Genomic DNA, 13,977 nt, shown 5'->3' with positions numbered 1-13,977 from the left:
CGCGCTCATCGCCCCGTATATAGGAAGAACCCTTAATCAGTTTCCCCGCGCCGACGGGAAACGCCGACGCACCATCACGAGCGCGAACGCCGCGCCGCCGACGATCAGCGCCCACGTCGACGGTTCGGGAATCGCCGATGCGGTGGTCGTCGTGCTGCCATTCGAGAGCGACGTGAGTCGAAAGCCGCCGTCGATCAACGACGTCTCGTAGTCCCAGCCCTCTTCGAGACCGGTGAACGCGAGGAACGACGGATCGCTCGCGAATTCAAACGTCCCGCCGATGTCGAAGAAATCGAACGTCTGCCCAATCGTCGGCGCAAAGCCATTGATGAACGCAAACTCCACCAGCGCGCCCGCCGCGAACGTCGCGTTGCCGCTCACGACGAGTTGATCGTAGAGCGAGCCCGGCGCGACGCCGCCGATTTCCAACTGCAGCGTCGAGCCTGCGTCAAACACCACGTTGCCATTAATCGTCAGCGTGCCCGGCGAATTTCCCGGGCGCGCGCTGCCGCCCTGCTTCACTTGCAAATACGGCACGAGGTCGTTCGCCGCCGCATCCCATTCAAACGCGATCACCCCGCCGCTCCCGGTAATCGAGCCACCCGGATTAACCACGATCATCCCGGTCGAGTTCACTTGGCCGCCATTGGATACGTCCATCGTGCCATCGATCAGCATCTGATCTACGGTGAACTTCGCGCCGGTGCCGCTCACATTAAGACGCCCGCCCACGCCAATCATGCCTTGATCGACATCAACCGCCGCGTTGCTAAAAACATCCATCTGCCCCGTGGCCGCGATCACACCTTCGCGAACAATTCCGCGCACGTCCAAACCTGAGATCGAAGCCGACCCGATGTTTTGGAAAGTCGCACGACCGCCGGCCACGCCGACCACGTTCACCGCGCCGTCAGCTTTCATGACGGCACCGTCGCGCAATTGAAAAAGTCCGTTCTGATTCACGATCAGACCGACATTCGTGATCGTGCTCCCGGCGCCGCTCACGAGCAGCGTGGAAGTTCCTGTCGCGCCCGACTGACCCACGCCCAGCAACACCGCCGAGTCCAAGTCACCGTTGCTCACGATTCCACCGACCAAAGTGCCACCGTCCAAAACCTCCACGCGCCCCAACCCATTTTTTCCGATCACCGATCCCGTTTCCATGAAAAGGCGGCTCCCCGCGCCTTCCACGCGGATCGAACCTTGAGAACCCGCTTCAGCCCCCACCTCAAATAGACCGAGCACCGCCGAGCCGCCAGCGCGCACCACTAATTCTCCTGTGCCCTGGCCACCGACAAAGACCGCGCTCGCGGCGAATTCACTGCCATTTCCCGACACCTCGATTTTCGCGACCGAGCCCGCCGTCGTCGCCAGTCGCACATTTTCGGCCGTGAATTTTCCGCCATTGCGCACGTTCACGGTTCCTTGGCCGACACTTCCAACCGTAAGCCACGTCGAGACCAATTCGGTTTCTTCCGGCGAGATCACGCGCTCCCGGTTTCGAAACGAAACATCGCCTCTTGCCGACACTTCGAAGGTCGCAACATCCGATGCGACCACGCCCAACTGCATGTCGCCGTGGATTTCCATCCGGCCGTCCGTGACGATCAATTTCCCTGATTCGATCACCACCGCGCGGTCCGCGATTGCTGCGAAATTCCTCCCGACGCGCCACAGCGAAGGATCGTCGTCCAAATTTCCCAGATCCATCGTCGTCGTCCCGGCGTTGGCGATGCGCAGACTGCGATTGTCTTCCGTCACACGATCCAGCGGATCGAGGGTGATCGTCCGGCTGTCGGTGTGCGTAAACTGCATCCGATCCGCCACGCCTGGCGACATCTGTTGCGACCATTGACTCGCATCGAGAAACGAGTGCCCGCTCTCCCCGCGATAAATAAATTCTCCCGCGAGATTCGCCTCCTGAAAATTGAAGTTCAGCGTTCCCGAGAGCGTGAGTTTCGCAATCTGCGTCGAGAAGCTCAGGAAGTCACCGGTGATGCCAGTGAATGCCGCCTCGCCCCCTCTTAACCAAAACTCAATGGCGCCGATCGAGACCACCGGCGTGCCGTTATAGTAACCCACCTCGTCATTCCTGTCGCCACTCAGCGAAATCGAACCGCTATTGGCGTTCTGGGGAGTAAAAAAAATCTGCTGCTGCGCTTCTGGCACCGACCGCGCGAAACCTTCCCCGAATTGAATCGAGGAAACCGCCTGATGGGAACTGTCGCCTTGGATCTCAGTCGAGAAATTGAGCGAGCCGGTGACCGAGACGAGTTTTCCAGCCACGCCGGTCCGGCCCTGATGCGTGAGAGTGTCCAGCGCTTGGCTCAAACTGACCTCAAGGTGATATTCGACGGTGTTTTTTCCACCCCAGGAAGTCGGCTCTTCTCCGTCGACTTGGCGGGCGTAGCCGTAGTGAAAGCTCCGCGAAGTCTGACCTGCGACGGCGAAAGTGATCGTGTTACCGCTGCTCCCCGCAGTCGCGGTCCACGGAGAACGCGTGGGGGCGCCCGCGCTCGTTCCATAAGAGATCGACGATCCCGCTTTGCTCAGCGTCGCGCTATTTCCAAACAGGTAAGCTTCACTCGATCCATCGTAGGTCGTGATCGGCTCAGACGGCGGGTTCGGATTGGAAATCACGAGCGAGTGTTCCGGTGATTGCCCAAGGTCCCGATTCTCCGTGTCGCGGAAATGCACCTGCAACTGTCCCGCCAATCCCGCCCCGGTCAGGACAAATCCACCCACGAGCAGCAGCTTACGCCCACCGAAAATCCCAGCGGACATAAAACAGGAGAGAAAGTCAGCGGACGGCATAATGGTTTGAGAGAAGAGTTTGTCGTAAGAATCCGCGGAAACAGCGGAGCAAAATTTTGGCAACAAGACCTTCTCACGTCTCGTTAATCCGGTATATAGGAAGAATCCTTATTCGCCCGCGTGCGCCCGTTTGGCTTTGAACGTCCGCGTCGCAAACCGCATTTCCTCACCACTCGATGGAGCCCGCTTTGTTTCAAGATTCGCTTTGGTTTCTGGCCGCAGTCCTCTGGCTGCTCGCCGGTTTGCTCGTGCGCTGGCCGGGAAAACAGGAATCGCGCGAGCGCGTCGCTAAGTGGAGTTGGCTGGCATTGTGTGCGGCGCAAGCGCTCGCGGCGGGCATTCACTTGCTGAGTTTCGATTTGGGCGCGCCCGCCACGCTCGTGCGCGCCGACTGGTTTGCGGGAGCCCTGGTGCTCGCCGCACTCGTCATCGCGATTCGGCCCGCCACGTTGCGGGTGTGGATTACTCAAGGCCCTCAACGTCGCGGCTTCATCGCACTGATTGCGCTGCAAGTGCTGCTCTGGCCCGCCGTGGCGCTCGCGTTTGGCGGACTGAGGCCGCTGCTGATCACCGATTTTCTTCCTTGGGGCTTCGCCCGCAGCGGACTCGCGTTGGCGCTGGGCGCCTTTGCTCTCCGCGCCGCGTGGCAGGCTCAAACCGCGCCACTTCACCGACGTGATCTCGCACCCCGGTGGCTTGTGTTGGTGCTCCTCGTCGGTGTCGTGCTCGCCGAGTGGCTCGCCACGCAAAGCCGCGAACGCAGCGCCGAAGCCGTCGTCGTGCGTGCGCAATCGCTTTCGCTCGCGCTCGATGCCGACGCCCTCGCCTCGCTGGCAATCGACGAGCGCACGCACGAGAGTGCCGCTTTTCGCACGTTGCGCGCGCAACTGCTGCGCTTGCGTCGCGCCAATCCCGACGCGGCCTACCTGTATCTCGCCACGCTCCATGCCGAGCACGTCATCTATCCCGTCTCGGGCGCGGAGTTTTATTACAGCGACAAAGCGGGCGCGCCGCTGAAACGCATTCCCGAGCAGGATGTGCCCTTCGAAAAAGGACCGGCGGCAACGGCATTTTATCGCCAGCTTTTTTCCGATTCACCGGAAGATCGCTGGGAATTTACGCGCGAACCCTCGTTTTACGGCGTGCTGCTTTCAGCCTATTCCAAGCCAATCACATTGCCCGACGGTCGCACCTCGCCGTATGTGCTCGGGCTCGATGTGCGCTCGCAAACCTTCCTGCTCGGCGCGCGCCATGCGCGTCGCCTTGCGCAAGCCCTCACGCTCGCCGGCATCGCCGCGGTGCTCTTGTTTCTGCGCTATCAAATCGACACGGAAACCGCCGAAGCCGACCGACTCGCCCGCGCTGCCGCCGATCAACGTGAGCGCACGCGTAACGAATTTCTCGGCATGATCAGTCACGAATTGCGCACCCCGGTTCACGCGATTCTCGCGCGCACCGGGGCGCTTCGCCAAGGCAGTCCTGTCGAGGAAACCGCCGTGGAACTGGACTCGCTCGCCGGCGATCTCCAACGGCTCGTGGAAGATTTGCTGCAAGCCAGCGCGCTCCAAGGTCCGTCGTTCCGCTTGCAAGCGCGCCGCTGCCGCCTGCCCGGGGTGTTGCACGAAATCGCGCGCACCGCCGAGCGGGATGCGACCGTGAAGGGACTCGCGTTTATCACGACGCTTTCACCCGCGCTGCCCGCGGTCATCACGACGGACGAACTGCGCCTGCGGCAGATTCTCGTCAACCTCCTGAGCAACGCCGTGAAATATACGATGTCCGGCGAAATTTGTTTCGCTGCCGAAGTCATCGACTCCACTTCCAGCAATGCGGGCCAACGTCTCGTGCGATTCACTGTGAGCGACACCGGCCCCGGACTCGCGCCCAATGCGCAGGCGAGAATCTTCGAACCGTTTTTCCGCGCGAACGAAACCGCGTGGCAACCCGGCATGGGTCTAGGATTAGCTGTCGCGCGCGACCTGTGTGCGCGGCTTGGTGGGACGTTGCATTTTAAACCCGGTCATCCGCGCGGCGCGATTTTCAATGTCAATCTGCCATTTACGGTCGAGAGCAGCGCCAGCATTGCACCGATGCCAGTGGCGAATCTCCGCGTGGCGCTCATTGTGGAAGATCACCCGAGCCTCCGTCTACATCTCGCCGAGCAAATCGAAAAACTCGGCTGGACCGCGTTAACCGCCGACACTATCGCCGCCGCCAATACGCTGTGGCAAGAGGCCCCGCTGTCGGTCGTGTTTCTCGATCAGCAATTACCCGACGGCACGGGCGCCGCGTGGCTGACGCAACGCCTCGCTCAACGCGGGCCGAGACCCTGGGTCATCGGCATGTCAGCCTCACTCGATCCGGAAATTGCCGAGGCGTTGCTTGCCGCGGGCGCGAACGACTTTCTCTTTAAACCAGTTTCGCAAACAGCGCTGCGCGAGGCGCTCGAATTGCGCTCCGTTCCTTTTAATGGCGAAAGTGCCACCGGCCTTTCCTTGAGTGAAGTCGATGCCGCTTTGTCCGCGAACGATTGGGCGGCAGCCGCGCGCGCCGCACATTTCCTGATCAATCAAATAATCGCCGTGCAGGGCCCGAGCCCGCTGCTGACCGCCGCACGTAAACTGGAAATCGCCGTGAGGGCGCAAGCTCCACTCGAAATTAACACGGCGCGCGCTGACTACTTGGCCGCGCTTTCCGCACCCAATTAAATCTTTCATGTCGCCCCGCGTTCTTGTCCTCGACGATCACCCGCTCATGCGCGAAAGCTTGGCGCGCCTCGCGGTCGAAACGCTGGGCGCCGAGATCGTCGGCGAAGCCGGCACCTGCCTGGAAGGCGTCGCGCTCGCCCGTCGCCACCTGCCCGATCTGATCATCGTCGATGTGATGCTCGCGGATGGCAACGGACTCGATCTGTTGCAGACGTTGCGCAGCGAACTGCCCGCGACGCGTTTTGCCGTGGTGAGTTCATTCCTCGACGAAGACTACGCCACGCGCGCTCGCACCGCTGGCGCGCACGGCTACGCCTGCAAAGAAAAGCCGCGCAGCGAACTCGCGGCAATGCTACGCGCGGCTTGCGCCGACGGCAGCACCGCGCCGTTTGCCGCTCACACGACGTCTGTCGATCCACTGGCCGCGCTGAGCGAACGCGAGATGGGAGTCTTTCAACTGATCGGGCGCGGCCGTTCCACCCGCGAGATCGCCGCCGCGCTCGGCATCAGTTTCAAAACCGCCGAAGTCCACCGCGAAAACATCAAACGCAAACTCGGCCTCAGCAATTCGGTGGCACTCGTGCAACGCGCGACGTTATGGGTGAACACCGGGCGTCCCGCCTGACACTTTAGAATCAAGGATCCACGAAACCGTGGGAGAATAATGCCCCGAGCCCGGCTTCACCAGCACAGTTGCGATGACATTGGGTCGGAGTGCGAATAAATCATTTGCGCGCACCTCCCGTGAACCAACGCTGACTTTCTCCGCGCAGTTCGCGCGATCTTAAATGTCATCTCTCTCCACCGCTTTTTCTGCGCACTCACGCGGAGTCATGCTCATGCTTCTCTCCGCGGCATGCTTCACCACGAATGTGCTGCTGATCCGCGCGTTGGGCGAAATGCAATCGGTCAATGTGTGGCTGATTTCCTGCGCGCGTTTCATCATGGGCATCGCGATTATCAGCGCGGTTTATCGGAAAGAATTCCAGCCGACACACCTGTTCACTCGCCGCAAACTCGCGGAACGCGGCATCTACGGCGGGCTCGGCGTTTACGCCTACTACCTCACGGTGATTCACCTCGGCGCAGGGCGCGCCACGTTCATCAATAACACTTACGTAATTTGGGGCGCGCTGATGGCCGCGTGGTTACTCGGTGAACGCTTGCGCGCCGCCGTGCTCGTCGGTGGCACCGCAGCGCTCGCGGGCTTGGCGCTGCTCACCAATGTGTTTGCCACGGGCGCGAGTCCGAGTGGCTACGATTTTATCGCCATCGCGTGTGCCGTGGCATCGGCTTACATCGTGGTCACGATTCGTCAGCTCCACGCTACAGAACACAGCTCGACGATTTTCGGAGCGCAGTGTGTTTACGGGCTGCTCATTTGTGGCGGGCCGGCGATTTTTCACCCTGAAACATTATCCGTCGAGGCATGGGGCGTGATGTTGCTCGCGGGCATTTTCGCCGGTATGGGCCAACTCGCGATGACGCGCGCGTTTCGCGACCTGACCGTGACCGAGGGCTCGTTGCTGCAGATGTTCATGCCGCTGGGCATCGCGATTGGCGGCGCAGTGTTTTTCGCGGAACGTTTCACTTCAGGCGAACTCCTGGGCGCGGCCCTGATTTTCGTCGGCACGGGAGCCGCGGCGATTCGCGCCCCCACCGCCGTTCGCCCGCGCTAAACTCGGACTACGGACTTGCGGCACTTCGCCCGCACCGGCTTGCTTCGACGCTTCAATGGGAAAACAAAAGCTCATCCTCTGGGACATCGACGGCACGTTGATCGTGTCGCACAACGCGGGCGTGCGCGCCATGTCGCTCGCGCTTGAGAAACGTTTCGGCGTGAAAAACGATTTGCTCGCGCTCGATTGGGCGGGCCGCACCGACAGTTGGATTACCGGGCAAGTTTTCCGCCAGGTCGGTCTCGAGGATACGCCGCAGAATTCACATGATTATCTCGAAGCGTATCTCGCCGAATTGCCGCAGCAGCTGGCGCAGGGAAAACAAGGCACGGTGTTGCCGGGAATTTTAGAACTGCTCGAAACGATTCATCACCGCGCGGATCTCGCGCAGGGTTTGCTCACGGGAAACTTACGGCGCGGCGCTGAATTTAAACTCACGCACTACAAGGTGTGGCACTACTTTGAATTCGGCGCGTTTGCCGACGACAGCGCGATTCGCAACGAACTTGGGCCGCACGCGCTGCGTCGCGCAGGCGAACGTCACCAAGTTAAATTCGCGCCCGATAAGACGTTTATCATCGGCGACACCCCGCACGACATCGAATGCGGCAAAGCCATCGGCGCACGCACCATCGGAGTGGCAACGGGACGTTACACGGTGACCCAACTTGCGGCGTGCGCGCCGACGGCGGTGTTTTCAAATTTCTCCGACACCACCGCGTTCCTGCGAGTGATCGACGCGCCGTAATCTGCGCAAAAAAAAGGCCGTGCAGCAACGCACGGCCTCTGTCGCGAAATGTAATCTGCTTTTTAGCGGCGATTGCTCACGTATTCGACTGCCGTGACGACCCCACCGCGCAGTTCCACGCGCATCAGTTCGTCAGGATCGTAGCCGCCGCCCCCCGTGGACACCCCGACGCCAGTGCTCACTCCGGAGCTGCGGCCGTAACTGCCTACGCCAAGACCGAAGCTGAAGCGCGGGCTGCTTTTTGTGTAAACCCAGACTTCGACGGTGCCTTCCGCCGTGCTGCGCGTGAAGGTGCGCGCGGGATCGCCGAGGGCGAGCGTCACCATTTGCGCGCTGAAGCCGACGTCGACTTTGCCATCGCGGATTTTCTGCTGAATTTCCGGCGAGTATTGGGAGAACTGCGTCTGGTTTTTATCGATGCGCTGCTGCGGCGTGGAAGAACACGCCGCGAGCGCAAGCACACCAAGCACAGCGAGACTGGAGATTAAACGTTTCATAGAGATTCGGGATTAGGGTTAAATTTTTAGCTTATTCTGGGACAGGCACTCATCTACTTGGTTCGTTCGGAGCGATGATGCAGATGCACTCGCGATCCCTAACCACGCATCGGGAAATCTGCGGTTTTTCGCTCGCGTGCCGCCAGCGCCAGCGAGAAGAATTCCATTAATTCCATGAAGAAATTCTCCATCGCCATCGGCTCCGACCACGCCGGTTTTGCCTACAAGGAAAAGATTAAAGCCATGCTGCTGTCCGAGGGACACACCGTTCGCGATTGCGGCACGACGTCCGACGCCTCGTGCGACTATCCTGATTTTATTCGTCCGGTCGCCATTGCGGTTTCCAAAGGCGAAGTGGAGCGCGGCATCGTGCTGGGCGGTTCCGGCAACGGTGAAGCCATCGTCGCCAATCGCGTCAAAGGCGTGCGCTGCGGCCTTTGCTGGACGGAGCAAGTTGCCATTTGGAATCGCTCGCACAACGACGGCAATTGTCTCTCGCTTGGTCAGCGCACCATTTCCGAAGAAGAAGCGCTCAAGATCGTGAAAGTGTGGCTGGAAACGGCTTTCGAAGGCGGGCGTCACCTAGCCCGGATTCAAAAGATCGACGCGTAACATCAGCAAGTTAGGCTTCAAAAAGAGGTTTTTACTTAAAATGATTTGACATCATAGCAATTAGTATCAAAGTAATCTGCATGGGCACAAGACACCGCGGCACAATCGAAGAAATCAACGCTTTGAACGCTTTCATTAAGCTTCAACGCGCGGCGGAGTCCGTGGCGGTGCGGATTCATGCGGTGCTGCCCTCCGAATTAACCGTCACCCAGTTTGGCGTGCTTGAAGCCCTTTTTCACATCGGTCCGCTTTGCCAAAGCGAGCTCGCAGACAAGCTCCTCAAGAGCGGCGGTAATCTCACTCTCGTCGTCGATAACCTGGAAAAAGCCGGTTATGTTTATCGCGAGCGCGATCCGGCTGACCGTCGCTTCGTCGTCGTGAAGTTGACCGAAAAAGGGCAGGCTTTTATCGAAACCCTTTTCCCGAAAGTAGTCGCCAACGTCACTCGCGAAATGGCCGCCCTCTCCTCCACCGAACTCGCTGATTTCGGTCGCTTGCTTAAGAAAATCGGTCTGCGTCGTTAGGCGCTTTTTTTTAAAACTTATATTTTGACATCAAAGCTTATGAAAAACCAAACCGCCGTCACCGGCCTCCACCACATCACCGCCATCGCTTCTGACCCGCGTCAGAACCTCGATTTCTACACCCGCGTCCTCGGGCTGCGATTCGTCAAGAAGTCCGTCAATCAAGACGATCCGGGCACTTATCATCTCTACTACGGGGACTATGACGCCTCGCCCGGAACCATCCTCACGTTTTTTCCGTGGGCTGGCTTGCGCCGCGGTCGCCCCGGCACCGGCCAGGCTTACGCCACCGCCTTTTCCGTTCCCGCCAGCTCGCTCGCTTTTTGGAAAGCGCGTTTCGAGCAACTCAACGTCGACCACAATTCGATCGAAAAGCGTTTCGGCGACGAAGTGATCGCGTTCGGCGATCCGGATGGGCTGCGCCTCGAACTCGTGGCCACCCGCGAACCCGACGCACGGCCCGCCACCCCGTCGAAAGACGTGCCTGCCGCCTACGCTATTCGCGGTTTCCACAGCTCGACCCTCGCGCTCAGCAACGCGCGCGCCACCGCCGCCGTGCTCACGGAAAACATGGGCTACACGCTCGTGGCCAGCGACGGACATCGCACGCGTTACGCCGCCGGTGAAGGCGGCCCGGGCACGTATGTCGACCTGCTCACCGATCCCGAGCTCCCTCGCGGACTCAGTGGGGCGGGCACGATTCACCACGTCGCCTTCCGCGTCCCCAACGACGCCACTGAAGTCGCCGCTCGTGAGCAATTGCTCGCCGCCGGCCTCTCGGTCAGCCCGGTGATTGATCGCGCTTACTTCAAGTCGATCTACTACCGCGAGCCCGCCGGCGTGCTCTTCGAGATCGCCACCGACGGCCCAGGCTTCGCCATCGACGAAACCCTGGAAGAACTCGGCACCAAACTCGGCCTGCCGCCTCACCTCGAAATTCACCGCGCGCAAATCGAAGCCGCGTTGCCCAAACTCGACTAAACCAAAAACCATGGCCCAACCCGTTTGTCATATATTATATGACAAACGGGCCCTAGCTGGGCGAACTTCACTCCCGCAAAAGCGCCTGGCGCTCGCGGGACTTTTCCTCCCATGAAAACTTTCTCCTACCTCCATCGTTATGAACCCGGCACCGATGAATCGGCGCAGCCTTTGCTACTGCTGCACGGCACGGGGGGCAACGAGCACGACCTCGTGCCGCTGGCCCAACAACTCTCGCCGGGCTCGGCCATTTTGAGCCCGCGCGGCGATGTGCTCGAAAACGGCGCACCGCGCTTCTTTAGACGGCTCGCGGAAGGCGTTTTTGACCTCGATGAAGTCGCCCAACGCACCCACGCACTCGCGGATTTCATCACGGCTGCCTCGGGGCGCTACGGGATCGCGCCGGGCACGCTCACGGCCATCGGGTTTTCCAACGGTGCCAATATCGCCGCATCGCTGCTTTTGTTGCGCCCCGAAACGCTCGCGCGCGCCGTGCTGTTGCGCCCGATGGTCGTCCTCACGCCGAAATCGACCCCTTCGCTCGCTGGAAAATCTATTTTAATTTCCTCCGGACAAATGGATCCGATCGTGCCGCCCGATCACCCGGAACGCCTTGCAAAACAGTTTCGCGAGGCTGGCGCGCAGGTCGAGTTGCACACGCATACCGCCTCGCACGGGCTCGTGCGCGACGACTTTGCCGTGACGGCGAGTTTCTTGCGGCGCGCACACTAGTCCGAACGGCGTAATTCGCCCAAGGCTGCCATTAGCCGGCGGCGGCTGGTTTTTAAGGGGAAACTTTTTCCTCGAAGCCGTCGCCACCGGCCGGCAACTTTTGCAGCGATGAATTTCCCTTCGACCCCGGCTCTTTTCGAGCGACGCGATTTGCGTGCCTCTGATTTGAGCAAGCCGGAGAGCCTGTTGCAGACTTATGCGTGGATGCAGCTGGCCCGCACCGGCGATAACCGGATCCTCGACCTGTTTCGACAGGGCAAGATTCGCGGCACGGTCACGGGCGGCCAAGGCAACGAGGCGCTCATCGTCCCGCTCACCTTGCTGGCGGACAAAGCGATTGACGTCATCTCGTTCTCCCACCGTGGGTTCGGCGGACATTTGATCTGGAGCGGCCATTTCGCGGATCACCTTTGCCAATACTTCGCCAACAGCGGCAGCCCGACCAAGGCGCGCGAGGGTAACATTCACCACGGCGATCCGGCCAACCGCAGCCTGCCGATGATTTCGCACCTCGGTATCATGCTTTCCAACGTCATCGGCACGACGGATTCGCAACGGCGCTTCGGGAAAAAATCCGTGGGCTTCGCGTTTTTCGGCGACGGTTCATCGAGCACCGGTGACATCCACGAGTCACTTAACCTCGCCTCCCTGCTTTCAATCCCGGTCGTTTTCGTCATCGAGAACAACCAATACGCCTACTCCACGCCGATCTCGGAGCAGTTTATTTCCGAAAACCTTCACGACCGCGCCAAAGGTTACGGCATGGAAGGCTTCGAAATGGACTGCAGCGATCCCGAGCACGTCCTCAAAACCTTCGCCGCGGCGATCGAGAAAACCCGCACGACGAGCCGCCCGGTGTTGATCGAAGCCCACACGTTCCGCCTGCGCGGCCACGCGGCCTACGACACCTGCGATTACATGAAACCCGGCGAGGCCGAAGGGATTCTCGCCAAAGACCCGTTGCCGAAATTCCGCGCGAAACTCGCCGCCGCCGGCCACGGCGCCCAACTTGACGCCATCGACGCCGAAGTCAGCGCCTTCGTCGAAGCCAGCATCAAAGCCGCCATCGCGCTCGCACCCGCCAGCCCGACGGATTTGATCGACGAAGTTTTCGCGCCCGCCGCGCCGGCGATTTCCTGGAAACCCGAGCCCGCGACCGCGGAAAAAATCACGATGGCCCAGGCGCTCAATCTCGGCCTGCGCAAAATCCTCTCGGAGCGTTCGGAGGCCGTGTTACTTGGGCAGGATATCGGCAATTACGGCGGTGCTTTCAAAGTCACCGAAGGCCTGGTCGGGGAGTTCACGCGCCCGCGCGTCTTCAGCACGCCCCTGTGCGAATCCGCCAGCACCGGCTACGCCATCGGCCTCGCGATCAACGGCCATCGCGCCATCGAAGAATTTCAGTTCGCCGATTTTGCCACCGAAGCCACGACGCAAATCGTGCTCAACGCCGCGACGTATCATTTCCGCTCCGGCCAAAAATGCCCGGTCGTGTTTCGTTTCCCGTGCGGCGGCGGCCTCACCTTCGGCTCGTTTCACTCGCAAGAACTCGAGTCGGCTTACCTGTCTTTTCCCGGAATCAAAGCGCTTTATCCTTCGAATCCACAGGACGCGTTCAATGCGCTGCTCGCCGCCTACGAAGACGATAATCCCGTCATTCTTTTCGAACACAAAGCGCTCTACCGGCGCGGTCGCCACAACGTGCGCTGGGACGCCAATTATCGTGACATCTGGCAACCCGCGAAACTCTGCTCCGGCGACTTCGCGACCATCGTCACCTATGGCGAAATGGTTCACTTAGCCAACGAGGCGTGCGAATACTTCGCGGCGGAATACGAAACCAACTTCGATTTGTTCGATCTCCGCGCACTCGCTCCGCTGAAGCTCGACGCCATCAAGGAATCGCTCGCGCGCACCGGTCGTCTCATCGTGATCCACGAAGGCCGCCGCACCCACGGCTTCGGCGCCGAACTCGTCGCCCGGCTTACCGAGGAAAATTTCGCCGCGCTCAAAACCGCACCGTTGCGCATCGCCTCGCTCGACATGCCGGTGCCTTTCGCGCCGGAACTCGAAGCCGCCTACCGCCCGAGCAAGGACAAGATTATCGAGGCCATCACGGCGTGGATGGGTTAATTCCAAAGAAATATCGTGGCCAAAAAATCACCCGCGAAACGTCGCACCAAAACGGTTTCGAAAGCGCAGTGGGCCGCGATCAAGCTTTTCGCCATGGACGTCGACGGCGTGTTGACGGACGGCACGGTGGCAATTTCCAGCGCCGGCACGGAATCGAAAAATTTCTCTATCCTCGACGGTATGGGCATCGTGCAACTGCACAAAGCCGGTGTCGCCGTCGCGTGGATTTCCGGGCGGCCGTCGGGCGCAACGACTGCACGTGCGACCGAACTGCGCGTGCCCCATCTGGTGCAAGGCCGCGTCGACAAAATCACCGCCTTGCAGGAACTCGCAATCGAGCTCGGTCTGATGGCGAAGCAGATTTGTTACATGGGTGACGATACCATCGATGCGCCCGCGATCGCCTGGGCGGGCATCGGCGTAGCCCCGTCCGCCTCGATGCCTTCCGCGCTCAAAGTCGCGAATTACGTTCCCACTCGCGCGGCTGGCCTCGGGGCCGTGCGAGAAGTATGTGAACATATTCTAGCAAACCGGGGTCAGTGAGGCATC

At 60.4% G+C, this 13,977-nt stretch carries 12 protein-coding genes; 10 read left to right on the top strand and 2 right to left on the bottom strand.

Translation table 11 applies throughout. The features are described 5' to 3' along the window. Positions 1 to 36: 36 nt before the first annotated feature. Complete coding sequence (locus ACRRQW_RS14910) at positions 37 to 2,784, bottom strand: PEP-CTERM sorting domain-containing protein (RefSeq protein ID WP_438482391.1); 2,748 nt, start codon at positions 2,782 to 2,784, stop codon at positions 37 to 39. A 206-nt stretch (positions 2,785 to 2,990) separates the two neighbouring features. Between ACRRQW_RS14910 and ACRRQW_RS14905 the strand changes: the two genes are divergently transcribed. From ACRRQW_RS14905 to ACRRQW_RS14890, 4 genes are all read left to right on the top strand, one after another. Further along, positions 2,991 to 5,522, top strand: a complete 2,532-nt coding sequence (locus ACRRQW_RS14905; RefSeq protein ID WP_438482390.1) for an ATP-binding protein — start codon at positions 2,991 to 2,993, stop codon at positions 5,520 to 5,522. A gap of 7 nt (positions 5,523 to 5,529) precedes the next feature. Further along, on the top strand, positions 5,530 to 6,147 hold the full coding sequence (locus ACRRQW_RS14900; protein WP_438482389.1) for a response regulator transcription factor: 618 nt from the start codon (positions 5,530 to 5,532) through the stop codon (positions 6,145 to 6,147). A gap of 163 nt (positions 6,148 to 6,310) precedes the next feature. Then, a complete protein-coding gene (locus tag ACRRQW_RS14895) occupies positions 6,311 to 7,201 on the top strand; it encodes a DMT family transporter (protein ID WP_438482388.1) in 891 nt (296 codons plus the stop codon). Between the two features lie 55 nt (positions 7,202 to 7,256). After that, a complete protein-coding gene (locus tag ACRRQW_RS14890) occupies positions 7,257 to 7,949 on the top strand; it encodes an HAD family hydrolase (protein WP_438482387.1) in 693 nt (230 codons plus the stop codon). A gap of 62 nt (positions 7,950 to 8,011) precedes the next feature. On the opposite strand, the gene ACRRQW_RS14885 is transcribed toward ACRRQW_RS14890, so the two are convergent. Continuing rightward, on the bottom strand, positions 8,012 to 8,446 hold the full coding sequence (locus tag ACRRQW_RS14885; protein WP_438482386.1) for a hypothetical protein: 435 nt from the start codon (positions 8,444 to 8,446) through the stop codon (positions 8,012 to 8,014). 174 nt (positions 8,447 to 8,620) lie between these two features. Between ACRRQW_RS14885 and rpiB the strand changes: the two genes are divergently transcribed. From rpiB to ACRRQW_RS14855, 6 genes are all read left to right on the top strand, one after another. After that, positions 8,621 to 9,058 (top strand): ribose 5-phosphate isomerase B, encoded by a 438-nt coding sequence (gene rpiB, locus ACRRQW_RS14880; protein ID WP_438482385.1) that lies wholly within the window; start codon positions 8,621 to 8,623, stop codon positions 9,056 to 9,058. Between the two features lie 80 nt (positions 9,059 to 9,138). Continuing rightward, entirely contained in the window at positions 9,139 to 9,582 is a 444-nt protein-coding gene (locus tag ACRRQW_RS14875; RefSeq protein ID WP_438482384.1) for a MarR family winged helix-turn-helix transcriptional regulator, read from the top strand. A gap of 39 nt (positions 9,583 to 9,621) precedes the next feature. Beyond that, positions 9,622 to 10,563, top strand: a complete 942-nt coding sequence (locus tag ACRRQW_RS14870) for a ring-cleaving dioxygenase (protein ID WP_438482383.1) — start codon at positions 9,622 to 9,624, stop codon at positions 10,561 to 10,563. Between the two features lie 111 nt (positions 10,564 to 10,674). Continuing rightward, on the top strand, positions 10,675 to 11,295 hold the full coding sequence (locus ACRRQW_RS14865) for an alpha/beta hydrolase (RefSeq protein WP_438482382.1): 621 nt from the start codon (positions 10,675 to 10,677) through the stop codon (positions 11,293 to 11,295). Positions 11,296 to 11,403: 108 nt separating this feature from the next. After that, positions 11,404 to 13,428 carry an alpha-ketoacid dehydrogenase subunit alpha/beta gene (locus ACRRQW_RS14860; RefSeq protein ID WP_438482381.1) on the top strand — a complete coding sequence of 675 codons (2,025 nt, stop codon included), beginning with the start codon at positions 11,404 to 11,406 and terminating at the stop codon, positions 13,426 to 13,428. A gap of 15 nt (positions 13,429 to 13,443) precedes the next feature. Continuing rightward, positions 13,444 to 13,971, top strand: a complete 528-nt coding sequence (locus tag ACRRQW_RS14855) for a KdsC family phosphatase (protein WP_438482380.1) — start codon at positions 13,444 to 13,446, stop codon at positions 13,969 to 13,971. Positions 13,972 to 13,977 lie beyond the last annotated feature (6 nt).

It is taken from the genome of Oleiharenicola lentus, from assembly GCF_051660365.1.
GTDB classification, from domain to species: domain Bacteria; phylum Verrucomicrobiota; class Verrucomicrobiia; order Opitutales; family Opitutaceae; genus Lacunisphaera; species Lacunisphaera lenta_A.
The sequence above is the reverse complement of the archived record's forward strand: the minus strand, read 5'-3'. Positions and strand labels throughout refer to the sequence as shown.

Excerpts from the sequence above, each read along its gene's own strand:
- ACRRQW_RS14895 (WP_438482388.1), top strand. The coding sequence starts at position 6,311 with ATGTCATCTCTCTCCACCGCTTTTTCTGCGCACTCACGCGGAGTCATG.
- ACRRQW_RS14860 (WP_438482381.1), top strand. The coding sequence starts at position 11,404 with ATGAATTTCCCTTCGACCCCGGCTCTTTTCGAGCGACGCGATTTGCGT.
- ACRRQW_RS14885 (WP_438482386.1), bottom strand. The coding sequence starts at position 8,446 with ATGAAACGTTTAATCTCCAGTCTCGCTGTGCTTGGTGTGCTTGCGCTC.
- ACRRQW_RS14870 (WP_438482383.1), top strand. The coding sequence starts at position 9,622 with ATGAAAAACCAAACCGCCGTCACCGGCCTCCACCACATCACCGCCATC.
- ACRRQW_RS14900 (WP_438482389.1), top strand. The coding sequence starts at position 5,530 with ATGTCGCCCCGCGTTCTTGTCCTCGACGATCACCCGCTCATGCGCGAA.
- ACRRQW_RS14905 (WP_438482390.1), top strand. The coding sequence starts at position 2,991 with ATGGAGCCCGCTTTGTTTCAAGATTCGCTTTGGTTTCTGGCCGCAGTC.
- ACRRQW_RS14910 (WP_438482391.1), bottom strand. The coding sequence starts at position 2,784 with ATGTCCGCTGGGATTTTCGGTGGGCGTAAGCTGCTGCTCGTGGGTGGA.
- ACRRQW_RS14865 (WP_438482382.1), top strand. The coding sequence starts at position 10,675 with ATGAAAACTTTCTCCTACCTCCATCGTTATGAACCCGGCACCGATGAA.
- ACRRQW_RS14875 (WP_438482384.1), top strand. The coding sequence starts at position 9,139 with ATGGGCACAAGACACCGCGGCACAATCGAAGAAATCAACGCTTTGAAC.
- ACRRQW_RS14890 (WP_438482387.1), top strand. The coding sequence starts at position 7,257 with ATGGGAAAACAAAAGCTCATCCTCTGGGACATCGACGGCACGTTGATC.
- rpiB (WP_438482385.1), top strand. The coding sequence starts at position 8,621 with ATGAAGAAATTCTCCATCGCCATCGGCTCCGACCACGCCGGTTTTGCC.